Genomic DNA, 22,385 nt, shown 5'->3' with positions numbered 1-22,385 from the left:
TGAGGCATTTTGCACCTGCTTAGAGAAGTCCTATGATTGCCCAGCCCCAGGTCTCCCCCACCTACTCCCCTGAGGAATACCTCGACTTAGAGGTAGCCGCTGAGATCCGCCATGAATACATTGATGGAGAGATCGTGCCCATGACTGGCGGTACGCCGAACCACAATCGCATTATCCGCAATCTTTGCACGGCACTAACCGTAGGTCTGCAAGGCCAGGACTTAGAAGTTTTCGTAGCTGATCAACGGCTGTGGATTCCCCAAGCCAAGATTTATACCTATCCAGATGTGATGGCGATCGCAGGAGAATTGACTTACCAGATGGGCCGACGCGACACCATCACTAACCCAACGCTGATTATCGAGGTGTTGTCCGAATCAACCCGCAGCTACGATCGCGGCGACAAATTTGCCGCCTATCGCACCATTTCAACATTCCAGGAATATACCCTGATCGATCAGTACTCTGCCCATGTAGAGCACCACGTCAAAACCGGCTCAAAACAGTGGATGCTGCAAGAATACGACGGCTTAGATACCATCCTCAACTTCGCATCCCTAGGGTTTGAAATCTCTCTGCGCGATATCTACAACAGGGTTCAGTTTGAGCCGGTTGCGCTAGATAAAGAAGCTAAGACCTAAAGTAGGGCAAAACATATTACTCAAATCTAAGGTGAAGATAGGGGCGTGTCTGCAACAGACTCTACCTCCTTCGTTGACATGGATAGCTTAAGGTCTAAGAGGATGTTTTAAAAGGGTCAGATTGAGCAACAAAAGTTACCTGTACGGATAACCTTGATCCTTAAAACCCTCATTCCTTCGTAGTAGTTCCTCGGTGGTCAAGGTAGTTCTGGCTACCCTATAGGACTTTTCAAACACCCTCTAAGACTTGTGGCTCAGCCCCACGGCATCGGCGATGCTAGACAGCTGATGCTCCTCCAGTTTGGTCAGCAGTCCGGCCAAGACCCGCCGCACCATCCAGGGGCCTTCGTAGATCCAGCCGGTGTAGACTTGCAGCAGCGTCGCCCCAGCGGTGATTTTCTCCCAGGCATCGGCAGCGGTAAAAATCCCCCCGACCCCCACAATCGGCAGGGTGCCCCCGGTGCGCTGGTAGATGTAGCGAATTACCTCGGTCGATCGCGACCTTAGCGGCGCACCACTAATCCCCCCCGCCTCATCTACGACAGCGTTGCCGGTCTGTAGCAAGGTCTGGGTTTTGAGGCTCTCCTTCGCGATCGTGGTGTTGGTGGCAATAATGCCCGCCAGTCCGTAGGCTTGGGCCAGCTCGATCACAGCGTCAATATCGGGCCAAGCCAGGTCGGGGGCAATTTTGACCAGCAGCGGTTTGCGATCGCTATTTTCCTCCTGTAGCGCCGCCAAAATGGGGCCGAGCTGGTCGGCGGCCTGGAGCGACCTGAGCCCCGGTGTATTGGGCGATGACACATTCACCACAAAATAGTCGCCGTAGGGGTAAAGCTGCTGAAAGCTAAACCGATAGTCTTCAGCGGCATCGGCCAGCTCAGTCACCTTCGACTTACCTAGGTTGATGCCAATGGGAATCCTGGGTCGTTGGGTGCTCCAGTAGGATCCGAGGCGATCGGCCAGGGCCGCTGCCCCCTGGTTATTAAAGCCCATGCGGTTGAGCACGGCCTCATCTTTGACCAGGCGAAATAAACGCGGCTGGGGGTTGCCCGGCTGGGGGTGGCGCGTGACCGTGCCCAGTTCGGCAAAGCCAAAGCCGAGCTGGGGCCAGGCCCGCGCCGCTAAACCATCTTTATCAAAGCCCGCCGCCAGACCCAAGGGATTGGTGAAATCTAGGCCCCAGCAGATTTGGGCCAGGCGTGGGTCAGTCAGACAAAATTGCCGCTGTAGCCAGGGCTCAGTCTGGGCTGCGATCGCCCCCCTGTCAGCCTGCCCCAACCAAGCCAACAAATCCATGGTGCGGTGATGCAAAAACTCTGGGTCGAGCGTCACCCCGTGAAACAAGACTGGACGCACAAGCTGACGGTAGGGATCTTTCACAAACGGCGGTGGTGTATGCAAATAGAGGGCGGGTAGACTAATATTCTCGCTAGAGGCGAGATCTGGTGATGCCTATAGCCTGTGCATCACGGAACACGCCAGGAGCACACGGTCAACGGTCTTTAGGCTGGCAGCACCGCATCGTCTGCGGTTGGCTTTCCCCATTAAAGCAGCCCTAGACAGCCGCTAAGACTATTTGGCAGATCTGGGTGAAGTCTACAGAGATCAAGTCACTGTGCTCGGCGGGTTACGGCTCTAGCCGCTACCCTAGCCGAGGGGTAGCCCAGCGACTCGATTAGTTCCCTAGGAACTTAGGGATCGGCCTGGTGGGCCAAATATCTGTTTCTAATCCCTTTCCGCAACCGAGGAGATTGTTGACGCCCATGGCGCAATCCCAACCCCACGACTCTCCCTCTGACCGGCACGACCATAAAATTATGGCCCTGTCGCGCATTCTCAAGGCGCTGCGAGGCAGCATCACTGCAGAAGAAGCAGTGACCCTGGCCCTCGACCACGTGCGCCAGGAGATGGACTTTGAGGTGTCCTGGGTCGGTTTGTACGATCGCATCAACCATCGCCTGGTCACTAAGGGCTGCCACAGCCCCCGACCGATGCGATCGATTCGCACCATGATCAACCTCACCCCTGGGGATGTGATGGAGCAGGTGGTGGTGCAGCAGCGGCCCCTGATTGTGGCCGACCTGCAAAACGAAATTCGGGCCGGAGAGTGGGGCACCATCGCCAAGCAGCTCACCCTCCAAAGCGCCATTATCTTCCCCATCAAACGCCAGGACATATGCTTTGGCCTGCTGGTGCTAGCCTCCCCTGAATGGGGTAAGAGTGCCTCCCTAGGAGAGCGCTCCTACCTGGCCATTGTTATGGGGGAACTGGCAGAGGCCCTGCACCAGTTCGAGTCTGAGCAGCAGCGGCAGCAGACCAAGCGCCTTGAGCAACCTCTGCTCACCCTGATCGGCCACCTGGGCACCCTGCCCGATGTCGATAGCCAGCTCAAAGAGGTGGTGCGCGAAACCCAGCGGTTTATTGGCCCCCAGCGCACCCGCGTCTTTTGGTTCGAGCCCAAGGGCAATTATTTTTGGCAGCGCACTCCGGGGTTAGCGCCCCGCACTGCTGTGCCCGAGGATGAGCGATCGCTGCACATTGCCGTCGATGAGGTGCGCGGCCTCTACCAAGCCCTCTGCAATCAGCAGCTCGTGGTGGTAGGCGAAAGCCGGGGGGCACTCAAAACCATCGTCTCCGATCGCCTCATGCAGCAGCTCAAGGCCGAGTCGCTGATGATTGCCCCCATCAGCCGCCAGGGCGACCTGATGGGCTTTATCTCGGTGGAGGGCACCGTTCCCCGCATTTGGAAAGAGCCCGAAAAGCAGTTTTTAATTGGTGCGGCGCAGTTGCTCACCGTGGCGCTGCCTGCCGCTGCGGCTAAAGAAACCGTGCGCCAAACCGAGCTCGACCAGCATCTCACTACCGGCGTAATTCAGGGCATCCACGGCGATGTGGACTGGCACCACACCCTGCAAACCTGCTTCGAGGTGCTCCAAGACCGGCTGAGCATTCAGCAGTTTTTTGTGCTGTTGTTTAACCCCGATCGCAACGGCTATGACCTCTGCTTTCAGAGCCAGGCCAGCCGCCCTCGGGGGGTGCCCATGCTGTGGCCCTGCCTCGACGATGTCGATTGGCAAATGCTCGAGCGCAGCCCCTCAGCCATCAGCATCGACAACCTCTCCCACGATCTCAAGCTCATGGCCTGGCGACCCTCCTTGCTGGAACTCGGCGCTCAGGCGGTGCTGGTAGGCAATGTGGCCCCCGGCAACGCCCCCGAGGGCATGGTGCTGATCTGCGACACCATCAGCCGCCAGTGGACTACCACCGAGCAGTCGCTGTTTGAGGCTGTGGCCCGCCAAATCGGCGTCATTTTGCACCAGTGGCAGCTCCAGCGCCAGCTCGACCAGCAGCAGCATATCTACGAATCGATTCAGTGGGGTCTCCAGGCGCTCCACAAGGGGCTGCACCCCGACCAGCTAGAGCAGACAACCCTTCAGCACGTTATGCAGCTGCTGCACGGCTCAGCAGTGCTGCTGTTGAGCTGGCAGCCGGGTAGCCCCAACGCTGCCGTCACCCAAATCGTCAGCCAAGACACCAGCGTCAGCATTAAGGCCGACCACCCGATTCCTGTGGGGTCTGATGCGGTAATTAACTGGGCGCTACAAACCGACGGTATGCTGCCGCTCACGGTCGATGAACTGCCCAGCGAAACCACCACTTGGTTTCACGCGCCCCCGGGTAGCCGCCTGCTGATTACCGCCCTGAGAACTGCCCCAACCCACGTGGTTACTGGCGTGGTCATCGCCGTGTCGCCGTCCCACCGGCAGTGGGCCAACCACCACCTGACTATCTTTAAGCTGCTGACCAGTCAGCTGGCCTGGTCGCGGCGACACTTGGCAATGACCACTATGCTCACCCAGCAGCGCCAGGAACTCGAAAACCTCAACTGGTATAAACACCACCGCCTGGAGCATCTCTACCGCGTGCTGGGGCAGACGACCCAAAATTTGGCCCATCTCCAGGCCAAAGATACGGCGATCGCCAGCGAACTTCAGCTGCTCCACGATCAGCTGGCCGCCGTGATGGAAAATGCCGAAACGGTGCTTGTCGGCGAACGCTGGCAGCTGCACCAGCAGCCCCAGACCATGCCCTTGATCAGTTTGCTCAACCGCCTGGTAGATCGGGTTAATCCAATCTTAGAGGCCCGCCAGCTCTGGTCTAAAGTCCACAACGAGAGCAACGTTGTGTTGGGCGGCGACATGCTCAAGATAGAGCTGATTCTCTACGAGGTGATGGCGGCGGCCTGTAACCGATCGCCAGTTGGGGGGCGCATTGACCTCTGGTGCCGGGTGCTCAACCTAGACTGGGTGGAGCTGTCGGTAACCGACGACGGTCACTGCCCACCGCGCCTGCTCGAAGAACTCAACCAGAGCCATCCCCCCGATGTGCTGGCTCCCTCGTCCCTAGACGGCCCGCCAGGGCTGCATCTGGCCATCTGCAAACTGCTGATCGATCAGCTCGGCGGCGAAATCAGCTTTTCGACCCTCGACGATGGCCGCACCCACAGTCGTCTGCTGCTGCCCCTAGCCGCCTACAGCGAGCAGCACAAACCTAAACCGCAGCTGAGTTCGGTGACGTCTACAGAGGCCAGTTCTCCCAGTCCTACGTAGGGTCTAGAGGTATGAATCCGCTGCAACCAATTGCTTATACGAAATCCGATTTTTGGCAAACCCCGATTCATAATCAGGCACCCCGTAGGGGCGTAGCATGCTACGCCCCTACAAATCAGGGGTATTCCTTCGGGGTTTGGTGTTAGGAATTTTAAGCCTTATTTCCCCATGATAAAAATCTCCAACAGTCCATCGGTTCGATGGACTGTTGGAGATTTATGGCCGTAGCCAGTTCAGCCGAGACATTGCGAAATTCTAAGTGTTCAAACGCTTTCAGATCATCCTCATGTCCGAAACACAATGGCTACATCGACTAGATTTTCAAGCAGATTAATTCTGTACGGTGGTGGCGATCGGGGTGACGGCTACCTGGGCACCTGGGGTTTGCAGCATAGGGGTCTGGGTAACGGCGTTGTTGGCAATGGTAAACAGGGGATTCGACAAAATGCCCGCCAGCGACGTGGCCACTACGGCCAAAATCAGACTCACCTGCATGGGGCGCAGACCGGGCAGATCCCAGCGAATCGCGGGGTAGTTCTTCACGACGTCAGACATTTCCTGGGGTTCTTTGACCACCATCATCTTGATGACGCGGATGTAGTAGTAGATCGAGATGACGCTGGTGACGAGACCCACCAGCACCAGACCGTAGGCTCCGGCCTGCCAGCCCGCCCAGAAAATGTAGATTTTGCCAAAGAAGCCCGCCATGGGTGGAATGCCCCCCAGGGACAGCAGACAAATGCTGAGGCCCAGGGTGAGCAGCGGGTCTTTTTGGTATAGTCCGGCGTACTCGCTGATCTGGTCGGTGCCGGTGCGCAGCGAGAACAAAATCACGCAGGTAAAACCGCCCAGGTTCATAAACAGGTAGATGAACAGGTAGTAGAGCATGCTGGCATAGCCCGCGTCGGAGCCCACCACCAGGCCAATCATCAAGAACCCGGCCTGGCCAATGGAGGAGTAGGCCAGCAGGCGCTTCATGCTGGTTTGGGCTAGGGCCACGACGTTGCCCAGCACCATGCTGAGAATGGCCAATGCGGTGAAGACAAAGTGCCACTGCTCCGACACCAGCGGGAAGGCGGTGACCAGCAGGCGAATGGCCAGGGCAAAGCCAGCGGTTTTAGAACCGACAGAGAGAAACGCTACCACCGGGGTGGGAGAGCCCTCGTACACGTCGGGAGTCCACTGGTGAAAGGGGACGGCGGCAATTTTGAAGGCAATACCAGCAATCACGAATACCAGGGCGACCACCAGGCCAATGGGGGCTTCGGTACCGTCGCTGACGATGCTGGTGGCGATCGCAGCTAACCGCGTCTCACCCCCCGACAATCCATACAGCAGGGACGAACCGTAGAGAAAAATCGCCGAACTCGCCGCCCCAATCAGCAGATACTTGAGCGCTGCCTCGTTGGAGCGGGGGTCGCGCTTCATGTAGCCGGTCAGCAGGTACGACGAAATACTCAGGGTCTCTAGGGCGACAAAAATCATCACCAGCTCGCTGGCTCCCGAGAGAAACATGCCCCCCAGGGTAGCGGTGAGCAAGATCACCAGGAATTCAGCGAGGGAGGTGCCCGACTGCTCGACGTAGCGAATCGCCATCGGCACCGTCACCACCGCCGACAGGGCGATAATGCCGCGAAACACAATGCTCAAGTCGTCGGCGTTAAAGGCCCCCATAAACCCGATGGGGTTGGCCATCGACCACTGCAACACCAGCAATGTGGTGGCCCCCAGCCCCCCGGATATGGCTACGTAGGGCGTCCAGGCCGAGGACGAGCGACCCTGGATCAGATCGCCGACTAAAATCACCAAAATCGTGACGAGCAGAACGGCCTCTGGCCAGATAGTGGCAGCGTTGAGCTGTGCCCCGAGGTTGACGAGATCCATGGGTTCTTTTTCCCGCGAGATTATTTTTAACCGTACCAGGTCAACCGTGCGGTGACCAGGGGCTAGGACTCAATGATTACCCGCTGTGGGCGATCGCCCATTGCCCAATTTCCGCCCAGCCTGGGAGAAATTGATGGCACACCCTGGGCCGATGGTAGCGCGATCGCAGCCCGCCGACCAGAGAACTTTTCCCGCGAGCTATCCCCTGGGCCTCGACTTAGGTGGGGCTGGACGACAGCTAACGGAATGATCTATTTATGTAACCTATGGCCGATTCACTCAACCCTAGACCCGACCGCAAGGCGTCCAATGGTTAAGTTTTCATGGTTAAAGGCACCAGCAGTTCGGTAGGTGTGCAGTACAGTGTTGATCATCTGGCCCCCACACCTGCGCCATAAATTATATAGATGGGTTTGCCAAAACCCGCTATAAAGCTGTAGGTTACCGAGCCCGTCCGCGATTGCTAACGATTATTACCGAAGCGCCAGCAGCCCTATGTCAACCCTTGTTATTGTCGAGTCTCCTACCAAGGCCAAAACGATTCGCAACTACCTGCCATCGGGGTACCGGGTCGAGGCGTCTATGGGGCACGTGCGCGATCTGCCGCGATCGGCCAGCGAGATTCCCGCCAGCGTCAAGGGCGAGAAGTGGGCTCAGCTCGGGGTAAATCCAGAGGATGACTTCGCACCGCTGTACATCGTGCCCAGCGATAAAAAAAAGGTGGTCAAAACCCTCAAAGACGCCCTCAAGAACGCTGACGAACTGCTGCTGGCCACTGACGAAGACCGCGAAGGCGAAAGTATTAGCTGGCATCTGCTCCAGGTGCTCAACCCCAAGGTGCCCACCCGGCGCATGGTGTTCCACGAAATTACCCAGGAGGCGATTCAGGCCTCCCTCAACAACTGCCGCGACATCGACAGCCAGCTGGTGCACGCCCAGGAGACCCGCCGCATTTTAGACCGCCTGGTGGGTTATACCCTGTCGCCGCTGCTGTGGAAGAAAATTGCTGGCGGCCTGTCTGCCGGTCGAGTGCAGTCAGTGGCGGTCAAAGTCGTGGTCAAGCGCGAGCAAGAACGCCGCGCCTTCCGCCGAGGCTCTTACTGGGATCTCAAGGCCAGCCTGCTCAAGGATAAGAATGCCTTTGAGGCCAAGCTCTACTCCCTGGGCGGCACCCGCCTGGCCAACGGTAGCGACTTCGACGAAGCCACCGGTCGTGTGGCCGAGGGCCGCGAGGTAGTGCTGCTCGACGAAACCCAGGCCCGCGAGCTACAGACCCGCCTTCAGGAAGGGATGTGGACCGTCAGCAATCTGGAAGAACGCCCCAACACCCGCAAGCCGTCCCCGCCCTTCACTACCTCTACGCTCCAGCAAGAGGCCAACCGCAAGCTGAGGCTCTCGGCCCGCGACACCATGCGGGTGGCCCAGAACCTCTACGAGCAGGGCTACATCACCTACATGCGTACCGACTCGGTACACCTGTCGGAGCAGGCGATCGCCGCCGCCCGCGCCTGTGTCACCACCAAGTACGGCACCGACTACCTCAGCCCCAAGCCTCGCCAGTACGCCACCAAATCGAAGGGTGCCCAGGAGGCCCACGAGGCCATTCGCCCTGCCGGCAGCACCTTTAGAACCCCCAAAGAAACGGGGTTAACCGGCCGCGAAGCCTCCCTCTACGACCTGATCTGGAAGCGCACCGTGGCCAGCCAGATGGCCGAGGCCCGCCAAACCAACATCACCGCCTCCATTGAGGTCGAAAATGCCCTCTTCCGCGCCACCGGCAAGCGCATCGACTTCCCCGGCTTCTTTCGGGCCTACGTAGAAGGCTCTGACGACCCCGATGCGGCGATCGAAGATCAAGAGGTGCTGCTGCCCGCCCTGGCCACGGGCGACGCCCTCAGCTGCACAGGTCTAGATGCGATCGGCCACGAAACCCAGCCCCCCGCCCGCTACACCGAGGCCACCCTGGTCAAAACCCTAGAGAGTGAAGGCATTGGCCGCCCTAGCACCTACGCCACCGTAATCAGCACGATTATCGATCGCGGCTATGTCAACCTGGTCAACAACAGCCTGATCCCCACCTTCACGGCCTTTGCAGTGACCGAACTGCTAGAGCAAAACTTCCCCGACCTAGTGGATGTCCACTTCACCGCCCGCATGGAGCAGACCCTCGACGACATCTCCACAGGTGAAGTCGAATGGCTACCCTACCTGAAGGCGTTCTACTCCGGGGATCAAGGCCTTGAGACCATGGTGCAGGAGCGCGAAACCCAGATCGATCCCACCGCTGCCCGCACGGTGCTGCTCAACGATCTCGACGCCAAAATCCGCATTGGCCGCTACGGTCCCTACGTCGAAATCGGCACTGGCGAAGAGTCGGTCAAGGCCTCCATCCCCGCCGATGTACCCCCCGCCGATCTCGATAGTGAGCAAATTGAGCGCATCATCAAGCAGAAGGTCGACGGCCCTGACGAGGTAGGCCTGCACCCCGATACCGGGGAACCGATCTTTCTCCGCATCGGCCCCTACGGCCCCTACGTGCAGCTGGGTGAACCCACCGACGACAACCCCAATCCAAAACGGGCTTCTCTGCCCAAAGGCACCCAGCCCGAGGCTGTCACCCTAGAGATGGCGGTGGGGCTGCTGCAGCTTCCCCGTAACCTGGGTGCCCACCCAGAAACGGGCAAGTCCATCAAGGCTGGGCAGGGCCGCTTTGGCCCCTACATCGTCCACGACCAGGGCAAAGAGGGCCGCGACTACCGCTCCCTCAAAGGTGACGACGACGTGCTCACCGTTACCCTAGAGCGCGCGCTAGAGCTGCTAGCCCAGCCCAAGGCCGGGCGCGGCCGCAAGAAAGTTGACCCCCTCAAGGAACTGGGTGCCCACCCCGACGACAATGAACAGGTGGCGGTGTTTAACGGCCCCTACGGCCTCTACGTTAAGCATGGCAAGGTCAATGCCTCGGTACCTGAAGGCATCGAGGTCGATGCTGTGACCCTAGAGGAGGCTCTCAGCTGGATCAACGCCAAGGCCTCGACCAAAAAGGGCAAGGGCGGCAAGGGCAAATCGACCACCTCGCGCACCACCAAGACGGCGGCAGCCAGCAAGACGAGCGGTACCAAGAAAACGACCAAAACCACTACAGCTAAGTCGTCTACGGGCACTAAGTCTACCGGCACTAAGAAGGCCGCAGCCTCAAAAACGACTAAGACTACAACCCGGCGATCGCCCAGTAAATCTGCCGCCAAAAAAGCCGATTCTACTCCTGAGGCCGACGCCTAGCTGGGCTGGGGCGATTAAGAAAAGCCAGACAACCCGGCAGGAATTTACTGAATTCCTGCCGGGTTGTCCGCTAGCGACATCAGTCAAATTAGCTAGCTAACTAGCGCTAGTAAACCACTCCCCGATAGCGACGCACAGCAGTACCGTCAGCCAGTTTCTCATCGGCAGGCAAAGGCTTAGGCAATGCGCTCGACTTAACCGCTGGCGGTGGGGGTGCAAAGGACTCCTTAGCCGCCTTGCGAACCCTCCCATTGCTCAGAGCCCGGAGCCCGGCAGTTACCCAGTCAACATCGTTTAGGGGATCGGGGGCAACCGGCTGGCCGTCGGGGCTGGCCGACGACTCTGGCAATGTCTGGACATTGGCTAGGGATAACCCAGCGCCTTTGGTGCGCTCTGGGCGACTGGCAGGGGCTACGGCTGCCTGGGTCGTGCCCAACTGCCGACGAATATTCAGCAGCACCGTAAGCAGCGCCTTTTCGTTGAGAAACGGGTAGTCAAGACTGGTCAATATTCGTTTGACGTTATCGGTCGCACCGCTCATTAACGTGTCGCGGTCAAACCCGCAGAGAAAGTCGGTGGCTCCCTGCTGTTTGGCCCAGCGTCGCTCGGTATCAGAGATGTGAAGCTGACGACAGCGGGTCAAAAAAATCTGCATGGAGGGAAAGGTGGCACGGCACCAACGGCAAAACTCGTAGGGGTTGAGTTCTGCGGCTTCGGCATCTAGCACAATAACATCGGGCAGCGTTAGCCCGGCACTGGCGATTTGATTAATGCAGTCGGCCAGGTCGCCCTTGGCCGGTTCTAAAATGACGGCCAGCTTTTGGGACTTTAGCAATGCCTGCCACATTAGCCCCTGCAGGCGATTAGATTGAACAATAAAGGCTAGCTTCTGCGGTGCATCCACGGTGTGTAAAATCCCCTAACGTGCGTCCAACAGTCATCTCTAAGTCTTGGCGATATTCGCCTCGGTTTGGGCCAGAAACCAAGTGTCAGGCTAGGAATAGCCACACTCTGGCAACCTGGAATAGCGCTTAGCTGGGGCGAGCTAGCTGAATCTGAGTTTCAAAAGCAGTTTGCTGGGGCTTTGCAGTCAACACCCTGGCGATTCGCGAAGCGATCCCGGTGGGAATCGCAGCCCAAACATAGTTTAGGTGGCGTAATCAGGAATATTTAGACTAATGTACGGGCGGTTTGTCTCCCAAAAAAGACAAACGCGCTACATAACTGAAGATTTGTGAGGGATAGCGCGTCGAAACCCGTAGTTTTGGTTCAGTAGGGCTTACCGATCGCCCGTTAGGCATACCGCTGCTTGACGGGCTGGGGATGCTCGGCAGAGCGGCTGACCAACTCTAAATCGAGATCTGTATCAGCGGCTCGGCGGGTGCGAATGAAGGCCTCAAACTGATCGACTAGAGCTGGGTCACGCCACCCCTGGTCAACCTCCTGGCGCACAATGCGGAGCGATTCTGCAATCGAGAAGGCGGGTTTGTAGGGGCGATCGTGGGTGAGGGCATCGAAAATGTCGATCAGCTGAAAAATCTGGGCCAGTCGCGGAATCGCCGTGCCGGCTAGGCCATCGGGGTAGCCGCTGCCGTTCCAGCGCTCGTGGTGATGGCGAATGATGGGCAGCACCCCCTGCATGGTGCGCAGCGGACGGCAGATGGTCTCGCCAATGGCCACGTGCTGCTCCATGATGGTGCGCTCGGCCACGGTGAGGGGGCCGGTTTTGAGCAGCACTGCATCGGGAATGCCCACCTTGCCAATGTCGTGCAGGTAGCCCGCCCAGGCGAGATCGCGAATGTGGGTCGGGCACAGCCCTAGGTATTCGCCGAAGGTGCGCCCGAGGCTAACCAGGCGATCGCAGTGATCTCCGGTATTGGGGTCGCGGCTCTCGATGGTGCGGGCAATGGAGAACAAAACTTTTTCGGCATGGTCGAGATCTTCGTTAAGGCGCTTTTGGTGAATCAGCGACTTGACTCGGGCCGAGAGTTCGAGCTGGTCGAAGGGCTTGGTTAAGAAGTCGTCGCCGCCCGCTTCAATGCCCCGCAGGCGCGCCTCGCGATCGCCCAGCGCTGTAACAAACACCACCGGTATCAGCCGGGTGTCGTCGTTCTCTTTGAGCTGACGACACACCTCAAAGCCATCTAGACCAGGCAGCATCACATCCAGCAAGATCAGGTCGGGCTGGTGCTGAAAAATTCGGCTCAGGGCGCTCTGCCCGCAGTGGGCCTGCTCTACCTGATAGCCGTCTACCGACAGCAGCGCTACGGCGGTCATGCGGCTGGGGGCGTGGTCATCGACCACAAGCACACGGGGCGGCAGAGGGTTTCGGTAGGGCACAGCAACAACCTTAAGGATGGCGACGACTAAGCGTGAAGCGGGGTCTCGGAATATATAGCCTATCGAGCTGGCAATTTTTTTTCATGCGGGGGCAGCCACCGCTTGCGCCAGCGCGACGTTGGTACTAGGTCTGACCCAGCCTGCTCCTGCTGACGGCGCTGGCGAATGGCAGCGGCGCTGTCGTTCAGGGTGGGATCGCGGTAGGGTATGGCCGCCCGAGTCAGCAGATGCTCTTGCTCTTGCAGCGATAGTGGGGCTAGGCCCCTAGGGTTCACCTGAGCCAGAGTACCCGGCCAGCGGCGACCAACAGCATTCACCGGGCCAACTGAGAGCCCCGCTAGCTGCAGGGCCGTGCGCACGGCGGCGGCGCAGGAATAGGTGACAAGCTTGCCCTGGGGATGCAGGCAGGCCGCAACCCGCGCGATAAATTCCACCGTCCACAGTTCGGGGCAGTGGGGCGGCGAAAAGGGGTCAAAGAAAATTACGTCGGCCTGGAACCCCAGCGCTTCAACCGCTTGAATGAGCTGGCGGGCATCGCCCCACAGCAGGGTGGCATTGAGGCCAGGGCGCGTGGCTTGGCCGGTGGCGGCTAGCTCTCGCAGAGCGTCCTGCACGATCGCGGGCCATCCGCCAATTAAGTCGGCCTCTACAGCCTGGCGCGGCACGCGGGGATCAATCTCTAGGGCCATCACTTGCACTTGGCAGGCGGGGTTGATCTGGGCGATCGCCGTCAGGGCGGCGGCGGTGTTGTAGCCCAGGCCGTAGCAAACATCTAGCACCGTCAGGCTCGGGGCTCGGGCTAGCGTTGCCAGGTCGGTGGCCTCGACGTAGGTGGCGTTGGCTTCGGCGTAGGCCCCCTCGCGGCTGTGGAACCATTCGCCAAAATCTGCTGAAAACAGCGTCATTGACCCATCGGCGGTGGGCTCAAGCACCAGAGCCCCAGTAGGGATTTGCATGGATTTTGCATGGATTCAGTGGGGATATTTTGACCGAGCTAATGTCCGCCGCGCTGGCCCGCCGTCTGGCTTAGCCACCTGGGGCATCCCGCCCAGGACTCAACCGATTCCCCTGGGGCTAAACCTGTTTGGGTAGCACGGTGCCCAGGACTTGGTAGGGTTACTTTAGGGTAAGCAAAATCGCCCTTACCGATTGCCAATGGTTACCGATCGCAATTAAAGCGATAAGGGATTTTAACCCCCAGCCTCTCGGTTTTAAGCGAGAATACACATAGTTAAGAAACGTTTTAGTTGCTAAACACCAGCGTTACGCGCTGGGTTAGCAGCCCCTAAACTTTGCAGGAGGTTCTCCATGGTTGTAGCGGCACCGGCACAAAAACGCCTCACCATTCAGGTCGAAGGGGTGGCTGACGACACCACTACCATTCGCTCTTTGGATTGGGATCGCGATCGCTTCGACATCGAGTTTGGCCTGCAAAACGGCACCACCTACAACTCTTTCATTGTTCGCGGCGAGAAAGTGGCCCTGGTCGACACCTCCCACGCCAAGTTTCGGGAGCTGTACCTGCAAACCCTAACCGGCGAAATCGACCCCAAAACCATCGACTATCTGGTGATTAGCCACACCGAGCCCGACCACAGTGGCCTAGTGCGTGACGTGCTAGAGCTGGCACCCCAGGCGGTGGTGGTGGGGGCTAAGGTGGCGATCGCCTTCCTCGAAGACCTGGTGCACCGCCCCTTTGAGCGGCTGATCGTCAAAAACGGCGACACCCTGGAGCTGGGCAACGGCCACACCCTGGAGTTTGTCAGCGCCCCCAACCTGCACTGGCCCGACACCATCTTTACCTACGACCACAAAACCGGCGTGCTGTTTACCTGCGACGCCTTTGGTCTGCACTTTTGCAGCGATGCCCCCTACGACGAAAATCTAGAGCTAATTTCCCCCGATTTTCGCTTTTACTATGAGTGCCTGATGGCCCCCAACGCGCGATCGGTACTCGGTGCCATGAAGCGCATGGATGCCCTGCCCCCGGTGAAGCTGGTGGCCACGGGCCACGGGCCCTTGCTGCGCTACAACGTGGGAGAACTCACCGGGCGCTACCAGCGCTGGAGCCAGGAGAAAGCTAAGGCCGAAGACCTGGTGGCGGTATTCTACGTGTCGGATTACGGATTTAGCGATCGCATCTCGCAATCCATTGCCCGAGGCATTACTAAAACCGGCGTCGCCGTCGAAATGATGGACATGCGCTCCGCCGATCCCCAGGAGGTGACAGAGCTGGTGGGCCGGGCCAAAGGGCTAGTGGTGGGCATGCCGCCCGCCTCGGGAGTCGGTGCCCAAGAAACCCAAGCCACCCTGGGCACCATACTGGCGGCGGTGCACGGCAAGCAAACCATCGGCCTATACGAGTCCTACGGCGGCGACGACGAGCCGGTGGATCCCCTGGCCAATAAGTTTCAAGATTTGGAGCTGATCCAGGCCTTTGCCCCCATTCGCATTAAAGATACCCCCACCGGCGGGGTCTACCAGTCGTGCGAAGAGGCCGGGACTGACCTCGGCCAGGGCCTCGCCCAGGCCGTCAAGCTGAAGAAGCTCAAATCTCTCGATGTTGACCTAGAGAAAGCCCTGGGCCGTATCAGCAGCGGGCTATACATCATTACCGCTAAAAAGGGTGAGGTTTCCAGCGCTATGCTGGCTTCCTGGGTCGCCCAGGCTAGCTTTCAGCCCATGGGCTTTACGGTAGCCGTCGCCAAAGATCGCGCCATTGAGTCGCTGATGCAGGTGGGCGACAGCTTCGTGCTCAACATTCTCGAAGAGGGCAAGCACCTGGGCCTGATGAAGCACTTTCTCAAGCGGTTTGCCCCCGGTGCCGATCGCTTCGCTGGCGTGCGCACCCGCCCCGCCACCAATGGCTCGCCCCTGCTGGCCGACGCCCTGGCCTATTTGGAGTGCGAAGTCACCACCCGCATGGAGGTGAGCGACCATTGGATTGTCTACTGCACGGTGCACGACGGCAAGGTGTCTGACCCCGATGGCCAGACCGCCATCCACCACCGCAAGGTCGGCAACTACTACTAAGCCGAGTTATAGACAACTCGGAGTTTGCAGCGCCTTGGGACAATGATGTCTTCTAAGATTGAGTACTCCGGGTTCTTTGAGGTCTCCTGTTGTCGTCTTTTGCTGCGATCGCTGTCACCCCCGCCGGGCTCAAAGCCCTAATACCACTGGTCACCGGCCTCCCCGCCGAGCTGTGGGTGCCCTCTAGCCTCGTTGCCGACGCGGCAGCTTTAAATGTCAAGGCTCAGGTTTACGATCGCCCCCTCAAAGACGCCCTCGCTGAGCTGTGGACGGCCCACGACGGTCTAATTTTTGCCCTGGCGACCGGGGCGGTGGTACGCCTGATTGCCCCCTTACTGGCCGACAAAACCACCGATCCTGCCGTAGTGGTGGTGGCCGAAACCGGCACCCAGGCAATTAGCCTCTGCGGCGGGCACCGGGGGGGTGCAGACGATCTGACCCGCCAGATTGCCCATCTGCTCAATGCCGATCCAATTCTCACGGGATCAGCCCAAGCCCACGGGCTACCGGGGGTCGATGTGCTGGGGGTGCCCTGGGGCTGGAGCAAGGGTGAGGGCGACTGGACTGGGGTGAGCGCGGCTCTGGCCCACAATAAACCCGTCGAAGTGCTGCAAGACTGCGGCTCTACCCTCTGGCAAGATCACCTGCCAACGCCCCATCCCTTGGTGTTTGAAGCGGTTCGTAAGCCCGCTGCTCGCCTGTGGATTAGCCCAATTCAGCGGCGGTTTGCCAGCGACAGCAGCTTCCCCAAGGCCCAGTGGCATCCCCGCGTGCTGTGGGTGGGCATCGGCTGCGAGCGCGGCACACCCCAGGCGGTGATTGAGGCCGCGATCGCCCGAGTCTGCCGGGCCGGGCACTTTGCTGAAGGGGCGATCGCAGGCATCGCCAGCCTCGACCTCAAAGCCGACGAAGTGGGGTTAGTGGCCCTCTGCACAGAACACCATTGGCCCCTGCGCTGCTTTACCGCTGAGCAACTCAAGGCGATCCCCGTACCCAACCCGTCCACGGTTGTGGAACAGGCGGTGCAGACCCCCAGCGTGGCGGAAGCCGCCGCTGTTTTGGCGGCTAAAGGCAGCCTGCGGGTGACTAAACAGGTAGTGCGGATGGAGGGGCAGCCGGGGGCGGTGACCGTGGCAATCGCCCAAGCCGAGCGCGAATACATTCCCCACCCCGGCCATCTGGCGCTGGTGGGCACCGGCCCCGGCGATCTGAACCAGATCACTCCGGCGGCAAAGGCGGCCATTTCCCAGGCCGATGTGGTAATTGGCTACGGCCTCTACATCGACCAAATTCGCCCCCTCTGCCGCCCTGGGCAAATTGTCGAACCCTGGCCCATTACCCAAGAGCGCCAGCGGGCCGATCGCGCCATTGACCTGGCCCGCTGGGGCTTAAGCGTAGCGGTGGTCTCGTCGGGCGACTGCGGCATCTACGGCATGGCCGGGCTGGTGCTAGAACAGCTCCAGGGCACCGGCTGGGATGGCGCAACGCCCTCCGTGGAGGTCTTCCCCGGCATTTCAGCCCTTCAAGCGGCGGCGGCGCGGGTCGGTGCCCCGCTGATGCACGACTTCTGCGCCATTAGCCTCAGCGACCTGCTCACCCCCTGGGACGTGATTGTGAAGCGGCTAGAGGCGGCTGCCCAGGCTGACTTTGTGGTGGCAATTTACAATCCCAAATCCAAAACTCGCACCGAGCAGATTGCCACGGCCCACCGCATTTTTATGGCCCACCGCTCGCCCCATACCCCGGTAGCGGTGGTGAAGTCAGTCTATCGTCCCGATGAAACCATCTACCGCACTACCCTGGGGGAATTGCTCGAGGCCCCCATCGATATGCTGACGGTGGTGCTGATTGGCAACCAGAGCACCCAGCGCCACGGCCCGTGGCTGATCACCCCGAGGGGCTATAACGGCAACCTATAAAGAACGAAGATAGAAGAGCGAAAAACGAAAAAATGCCCGATAGGCTTGAACCTTAGCAGGTTGGGCTGTCCCAATCCAGACTTCACCGGCTATGGAGCAGGCCGTCTAGCACAAATGCAGCGTCCCCGCAGAGGTGAGGATGCCTAGGCCAATCTACGATTAGGATTGGGGAGGGTGCCCGATACAGGAGTAGATCGATTTTTCCTTTACTTGCCCGAGGAGGTTGACGATGCCGCCTGAGGATTTGATCTCTGCTTCCCGTGACCCTGAGGCGATCGCAACCTTGATTAGCGGCCTCAGCGCCTATGGGCGACTCTATGGCTTGCCCAACTCACCTGAGCAGGTGCAGGGCATTCTCAGCACACTGCTGCGGCTGTACCGGCCCGAGCAGCCTGCCGTTTTAATCGAGGCCATGACACACCAGGTGCTCGATGGCCTCACCCCTGACGATCTCAAAAATGCCATCGTCGATCGCGCCACCAGCGCTCTGGCCAAAGCCGCCCACCGCTGGCAGCAGCATCTGGAGCATCAAGCGCAGGGCATTCTCGCGGCCTACGTGCAGCGTTACAGGCCCAATCTCACCCCAGAAGACTTGAGAACAATAGTCACCGCTGTCATGCCGCTGCTGGGCGAGGCAATGGCTGACCAGCGCCCCCTCACCCGCTCAGAAGCCCTCGGCCTGATCAGTCAAATCGTGCAAACCTTTGATGTCAGTGGTGCGATCGCCGCTGCCATCGACCCGGCTTACCTGGCGATCGCCGAAACCTTAGCCACTGCCCTAGCGCAGCGACCGATGACCGAGGCAGTCGGTGAAACCGTTACCGCTTACGTCAAAAGTCATGCCCCGACCCTCATCAATATTGGGGCTGACCTAATTGCTGCGGCTTTGAGCGCGGTGCTAAAAAATCAGGTCGATTTCAACATCGACACTCAGCTCAGCGTTATCGATGAAAACCTGCTGATTGAGCAGGTCAGTTTTCAGCTAAATATTTTGCAGCAGTCGCCACCGCCCTCTAAGGCCGCCTGGGCGATCGCAGACCAGGTCAACACCGCCGTCGAGCAATACCGAGATCACCGCGCCAGCAGCGTTGATGTCACCGCTGGCTTGGTGAGTGGAGACGGCCTCTCGATCTCCAGTCCGCTGACCTCGACCCGCCAGCCGGGCGATCGCCCCGCCCCAGACTCATCGACTCTGGGATAGCTTTACCGCTGACCGCAGCGCCTCTAGACCCTGCCACATCTCGCCAATGTGCAGCCAGCCGACGTAGCCCGCGTACAGACAGTCGCCCGCCGCCGAGGCCAAAAACACGTGGTGAATGCCAAAGGGGCTGCGCCACAGGCGAATGCTGCTGCCATCGGCAAAGGTATGCCAGGGGGTGGCCCGGTCAAAGTCGCGCTGGTGGGCATCGGTCATACCCGGTATCTGACGCAGCTGATCTACTAATGGATGGGGCAACAGCGGCAGGCTTAGGCTGCTGCCGCCCCAAAACTGTTGAATCTGTTCTACCACGCGGGGATGGCAGCGCAGCGCGGCATGGCTAATGCCCCCTAGGCAGACAAACTGACCGTTGGGCACCCGCGTACTCTCCACAGGAATGGTGCCGTCGCTGCCGCCATCCACATCGCCCGCAATGGAGAGCGTGTTGATGGCGGCGGCAATGCGGGCAGCTAGGGGGCGGCGATCGCGCCCCAGGTCAGCGGCAATGCCCACCCCCACCTGAAGCGGGTCGAGAATGCGGCCCAGATCGGCCCCGCCCACCGGAGAGCCCACCAGCACCAAAAACTCCACCCGTGGCCACCAGTCTGGATGGCGATTGAGCACCTCCAGCCAGATTAAGCCCCCCATAGAGTGGCCCACAATCCGCACTCCTAAACTGGGCTGCCGGGCCAGAGTAGCCGTGGCCAGAGCATCCACCTCGTCAATCAGCGGGGTCATGCGCAGCCAGGTCATGGCGTAGTTGAGGCAGGGGGCCACAATTTGGCCCTGTTCGCCCACCAGCTGCCCGGCCAGGGTCAGCATTGACTGGTTGGTGTCGGCCCAGCCGTGCTGAGCAAAAAGAATGTAGTCTTTGAGCATAGGCGGCTCTAGGCCAGTTCCTTACGCGCGGCCAGGGCCGACCCCAGCAGTGAAGCCCCACTAAACAGCAGGCTAACGCCGACATACAGACCAATCAGCCAAAGGGATCTAAACGGCCAGCGATTGATCACCAAAATTCCCAAGATCAGCGTAATAATGCCGTTAATCGCCACAAACCACGACATGCTGCGCCCCGCCCGGTAGGTAAACGCCATAATGATGGTGAAAATGCCTTCGGCAATAAATAGCAGACCAAACGCCAACGTCAGCACCGCCGTCGCTTTTGCCAGGTTAAGCAAAATATATAGCCCAGCCATGACGTAGAGCAGGCCCACCCCTAGACTTAACCACAGCGCCTTGATCGCCCGCGCCTGAAACGCCTGAATAACCTGCAAAATGCCGCTGATTAGCGCTACCCACCCAATGGCGGAGGTGAAGACCGCAGAGGCAATTCTCGGCATTAAAATGGCCAAAATACCTAGAAGAATCAACCCTATGCTGAGGGCCATCACCCAGGCCGTCGCTGATTTAATCTCAGTACTCGATTGAGGGTCCATAGTCATAACAGCGCCTCGATGAATAGGATCTGCTGATTAAAAAGGTTGATCGCAATCGATTTGCCCCCGTATGCCCCAACGGTTGGCCCACGACGATGGCCTCACGACGATGGATGTTGTCAGTTCAGCAATCTTATACCCTACTTTTTAGGTGCACCGCCATCCCCCGCTAGGTCTGACTGTGTCCCGTTCAAAGCCGTTTATCTAACCTATGACCTACCCTCGCAACCTGGTACCCGCTGATTGGTTGACCCAGCACTTAGATGATCCCAACGTGGTGGTGGCCGACTGCCGTTTTGCCCTGGTCGACGCCAACCAGGGGCCGCAGCAGTATGCCGCTGGCCACATTCCTGGGGCCTGGTACTTAGACCTCAACCAAGATCTATCTAGTCCGGTACAATCCCACGGGGGTCGCCATCCGCTGCCCGATTTAGACACCTTTAGCCAGCGGCTCACAGCGATGGGGGTGCAGTCACACGGCCCAGAGCCCACCCTGATTGTGGCCTACGACGATAGCCGCTTTGCCTTTGCCTCGCGCCTCTGGTGGCTGCTGCGCTACCTGGGCCACGACAATGTAGCCGTGCTTGACGGCGGTTGGTCAGGCTGGGTGCAGGGCGGCTATCCTACCAGTACCGAGATCCCAGCCCCTCGCCCAGGCAGCTTTATACCCGCACCGCGCCGGGATTGGATTGTCGATATTGAGACGGTGCGCCACCGTCAGGAGGGCGCGGTGCTGATCGATTCGCGATCGCCCGAACGCTACCGGGGTGAGGTCGAACCCATCGACCCGGTGGCGGGCAGCATTCCCGGCGCGGTGAACTACTTTTGGCAAGATGTCTCTGACGAGCACGGCCAGATGAAACCCGCCAATGCGCTAAGCCAGCATTGGGCCAGCTTGAACGACGCCGAAGAGGTGATCGTCTACTGCGGCTCTGGGGTGACGGCCTGCGTCAACCTGCTGGCCCAAAGCGTGGCGGGGCGATCGCCAGCTAAGCTCTATCCCGGCGGCTGGAGCGACTGGTGCTCATATCTCTAATAGATTTTGGCTGTTGCTGAAGGCAATACTCGACCGCTAATCTTGCTGAAGGGGTAGTGCCGGGGTAGCCTCTTCCTGCTGGGAAGCTGCCTCTACAGGAAGGCTACTCTGAGCCTCTAGCTCAGCCACAGTGGGCACCTTGCCCTGGCTAAGGGAGTCTGGCTCAAAGCTGCCCGTCTGTTCGATGCGCTTTGAAAAGCCCCAGGCAAACACCAGGGCAATCACCAGCACCATCGCCCACTCGGGGGGCACCAGGGTGGGGTCAATCACCCGCACCAGCAGACGGACGCCCACAAAGCCAACCGTGATAAAGCCCGCGTCTTCTAAATGCTCAAACTCTTCTAGCCAGCGGATGAACAGTCCCGCCATAAACCGCAGGGTAATAATGCCAATGGTGCCGCCCAGCAAAATCACTACTACATCCTTAGACAGCGCCAGGGCCGTGGTCACACTGTCGAGGGAAAAAGCCAGATCAGTAAAGGCAATCACCGGAATTGCCTGGAGCACTGTGGCAAACCGAGGCCCGTGGTGATGGGCTGCTTCATCAGATTCGGCGGTGAAGTGCTTATAGACCAGCCACAGCAGGTAGGCGGCCCCCATGACCTCAAACTGCCAGAACTGAAGCACCCAGCCCGCCGTCAAGATCAGCCCGACTCGCAAGACAAAGGCGATCAGCAACCCAAAGTTGAGCGCCCGGCGCTGCATGGCTTCGCTCTCTAGACCTTGGGCGATCGCCGCCAGGGCGATCGCATTGTCGGCCGACAGCACCGCTTCCAGGGCAATCAGCACCGGCAGCAGCAGCAGGGTATCGACCCCAAAGTTATTAGAGATTTCGAGTAGTCGGTCTAGCATTAGCTCAGTTCAGCCGCCTAGAGTAGCGATCAAAATAGTTCAGGGGAAAAGCATCGGGCTCACAGCCTCACTGACCCACGGTCGCAGACTATTCAGGGAACTTCCCTCGCCTGCGTTAAACCCGGCCAGCGGCGCAATGGCTTCAGTCTAACGTGCC

Annotated in this window: 16 protein-coding genes; 8 read left to right on the top strand and 8 right to left on the bottom strand. The window is 59.4% G+C overall.

Annotated elements, in window-relative coordinates:
- Window positions 1-32: 32 nt before the first annotated feature.
- Window positions 33-641, top strand: coding sequence for a Uma2 family endonuclease (locus VB780_RS16070; RefSeq protein WP_323352177.1), 609 nt, complete (start codon window positions 33-35; stop codon window positions 639-641).
- A 240-nt stretch (window positions 642-881) separates the two neighbouring features.
- Here VB780_RS16070 and VB780_RS16065 read toward each other — a convergent pair whose 3' ends face one another.
- On the bottom strand, window positions 882-2,021 hold the full coding sequence (locus tag VB780_RS16065; protein ID WP_323352176.1) for a quinone-dependent dihydroorotate dehydrogenase: 1,140 nt from the start codon (window positions 2,019-2,021) through the stop codon (window positions 882-884).
- A 383-nt stretch (window positions 2,022-2,404) separates the two neighbouring features.
- Between VB780_RS16065 and VB780_RS16060 the strand changes: the two genes are divergently transcribed.
- Window positions 2,405-5,251 carry a GAF domain-containing protein gene (locus VB780_RS16060; RefSeq protein ID WP_323352175.1) on the top strand — a complete coding sequence of 949 codons (2,847 nt, stop codon included), beginning with the start codon at window positions 2,405-2,407 and terminating at the stop codon, window positions 5,249-5,251.
- Between the two features lie 330 nt (window positions 5,252-5,581).
- Here the strand turns inward: VB780_RS16060 and VB780_RS16055 are convergent, their stop codons facing one another.
- Window positions 5,582-7,135, bottom strand: coding sequence for an NAD(P)H-quinone oxidoreductase subunit N (locus tag VB780_RS16055; RefSeq protein WP_323352174.1), 1,554 nt, complete (start codon window positions 7,133-7,135; stop codon window positions 5,582-5,584).
- Window positions 7,136-7,630: 495 nt separating this feature from the next.
- Between VB780_RS16055 and topA the strand changes: the two genes are divergently transcribed.
- Window positions 7,631-10,414, top strand: coding sequence for a type I DNA topoisomerase (gene topA, locus VB780_RS16050; RefSeq protein ID WP_323352173.1), 2,784 nt, complete (start codon window positions 7,631-7,633; stop codon window positions 10,412-10,414).
- 106 nt (window positions 10,415-10,520) lie between these two features.
- On the opposite strand, the gene VB780_RS16045 is transcribed toward topA, so the two are convergent.
- The 3 genes from VB780_RS16045 to VB780_RS16035 form a co-directional block, all read right to left on the bottom strand.
- Window positions 10,521-11,318: a hypothetical protein gene (locus VB780_RS16045; protein WP_323352172.1), complete on the bottom strand. Its 798-nt coding sequence runs from the start codon at window positions 11,316-11,318 to the stop codon at window positions 10,521-10,523.
- A 389-nt stretch (window positions 11,319-11,707) separates the two neighbouring features.
- Window positions 11,708-12,754, bottom strand: a complete 1,047-nt coding sequence (locus VB780_RS16040; RefSeq protein ID WP_323352171.1) for an HD domain-containing phosphohydrolase — start codon at window positions 12,752-12,754, stop codon at window positions 11,708-11,710.
- 59 nt (window positions 12,755-12,813) lie between these two features.
- A complete protein-coding gene (locus tag VB780_RS16035; RefSeq protein WP_323352170.1) occupies window positions 12,814-13,710 on the bottom strand; it encodes a tRNA (5-methylaminomethyl-2-thiouridine)(34)-methyltransferase MnmD in 897 nt (298 codons plus the stop codon).
- Between VB780_RS16035 and VB780_RS16030 the strand changes: the two genes are divergently transcribed.
- The 4 genes from VB780_RS16030 to VB780_RS16015 all read left to right on the top strand — a co-directional run bounded on the left by VB780_RS16030 (window position 13,709) and on the right by VB780_RS16015 (window position 18,907).
- Complete coding sequence (locus tag VB780_RS16030; RefSeq protein ID WP_323352169.1) at window positions 13,709-13,846, top strand: hypothetical protein; 138 nt, start codon at window positions 13,709-13,711, stop codon at window positions 13,844-13,846. The genes VB780_RS16035 and VB780_RS16030 overlap by 2 nt on opposite strands.
- A gap of 216 nt (window positions 13,847-14,062) precedes the next feature.
- On the top strand, window positions 14,063-15,787 hold the full coding sequence (locus VB780_RS16025) for a diflavin flavoprotein (RefSeq protein WP_323352168.1): 1,725 nt from the start codon (window positions 14,063-14,065) through the stop codon (window positions 15,785-15,787).
- 89 nt (window positions 15,788-15,876) lie between these two features.
- Window positions 15,877-17,706 (top strand): precorrin-3B C(17)-methyltransferase, encoded by a 1,830-nt coding sequence (gene cobJ, locus VB780_RS16020; RefSeq protein WP_323352167.1) that lies wholly within the window; start codon window positions 15,877-15,879, stop codon window positions 17,704-17,706.
- Window positions 17,707-17,935: 229 nt separating this feature from the next.
- Complete coding sequence (locus VB780_RS16015; protein WP_323352166.1) at window positions 17,936-18,907, top strand: hypothetical protein; 972 nt, start codon at window positions 17,936-17,938, stop codon at window positions 18,905-18,907.
- Here VB780_RS16015 and VB780_RS16010 read toward each other — a convergent pair.
- Window positions 18,890-19,783 (bottom strand): alpha/beta hydrolase, encoded by an 894-nt coding sequence (locus VB780_RS16010; RefSeq protein WP_323352165.1) that lies wholly within the window; start codon window positions 19,781-19,783, stop codon window positions 18,890-18,892. The genes VB780_RS16015 and VB780_RS16010 overlap by 18 nt on opposite strands.
- An 8-nt stretch (window positions 19,784-19,791) precedes the next feature.
- On the bottom strand, window positions 19,792-20,346 hold the full coding sequence (locus VB780_RS16005) for an HdeD family acid-resistance protein (RefSeq protein ID WP_323352164.1): 555 nt from the start codon (window positions 20,344-20,346) through the stop codon (window positions 19,792-19,794).
- A 205-nt stretch (window positions 20,347-20,551) separates the two neighbouring features.
- Here VB780_RS16005 and VB780_RS16000 point away from each other — a divergent pair, with 205 nt between their 5' ends.
- The gene (locus tag VB780_RS16000; protein WP_323352163.1) at window positions 20,552-21,376 is read left to right on the top strand and encodes a sulfurtransferase; all 825 of its coding nucleotides are present in this window, start codon (window positions 20,552-20,554) and stop codon (window positions 21,374-21,376) included.
- A 36-nt stretch (window positions 21,377-21,412) separates the two neighbouring features.
- On the opposite strand, the gene VB780_RS15995 is transcribed toward VB780_RS16000, so the two are convergent.
- Entirely contained in the window at window positions 21,413-22,228 is an 816-nt protein-coding gene (locus VB780_RS15995) for a TerC family protein (RefSeq protein WP_323352162.1), read from the bottom strand.
- Window positions 22,229-22,385 lie beyond the last annotated feature (157 nt).

Origin of the sequence: Leptolyngbya sp. CCNP1308 (genome assembly GCF_034932455.1) — a bacterium.
Taxonomy (GTDB): domain Bacteria; phylum Cyanobacteriota; class Cyanobacteriia; order Phormidesmidales; family Phormidesmidaceae; genus Nodosilinea.
Note: the sequence above shows the minus strand (reverse complement) of the source record. Positions and strands in the feature narration are given on the sequence as shown.

Excerpts from the sequence above, each read along its gene's own strand:
- VB780_RS16070 (WP_323352177.1), top strand. The coding sequence starts at position 33 with ATGATTGCCCAGCCCCAGGTCTCCCCCACCTACTCCCCTGAGGAATAC.
- VB780_RS16060 (WP_323352175.1), top strand. The coding sequence starts at position 2,405 with ATGGCGCAATCCCAACCCCACGACTCTCCCTCTGACCGGCACGACCAT.
- VB780_RS16025 (WP_323352168.1), top strand. The coding sequence starts at position 14,063 with ATGGTTGTAGCGGCACCGGCACAAAAACGCCTCACCATTCAGGTCGAA.
- VB780_RS16005 (WP_323352164.1), bottom strand. The coding sequence starts at position 20,346 with ATGACTATGGACCCTCAATCGAGTACTGAGATTAAATCAGCGACGGCC.
- VB780_RS16010 (WP_323352165.1), bottom strand. The coding sequence starts at position 19,783 with ATGCTCAAAGACTACATTCTTTTTGCTCAGCACGGCTGGGCCGACACC.
- VB780_RS16030 (WP_323352169.1), top strand. The coding sequence starts at position 13,709 with ATGGATTTTGCATGGATTCAGTGGGGATATTTTGACCGAGCTAATGTC.
- VB780_RS16000 (WP_323352163.1), top strand. The coding sequence starts at position 20,552 with ATGACCTACCCTCGCAACCTGGTACCCGCTGATTGGTTGACCCAGCAC.
- VB780_RS16035 (WP_323352170.1), bottom strand. The coding sequence starts at position 13,710 with ATGCAAATCCCTACTGGGGCTCTGGTGCTTGAGCCCACCGCCGATGGG.
- VB780_RS15995 (WP_323352162.1), bottom strand. The coding sequence starts at position 22,228 with ATGCTAGACCGACTACTCGAAATCTCTAATAACTTTGGGGTCGATACC.
- topA (WP_323352173.1), top strand. The coding sequence starts at position 7,631 with ATGTCAACCCTTGTTATTGTCGAGTCTCCTACCAAGGCCAAAACGATT.
- VB780_RS16015 (WP_323352166.1), top strand. The coding sequence starts at position 17,936 with ATGCCGCCTGAGGATTTGATCTCTGCTTCCCGTGACCCTGAGGCGATC.
- VB780_RS16055 (WP_323352174.1), bottom strand. The coding sequence starts at position 7,135 with ATGGATCTCGTCAACCTCGGGGCACAGCTCAACGCTGCCACTATCTGG.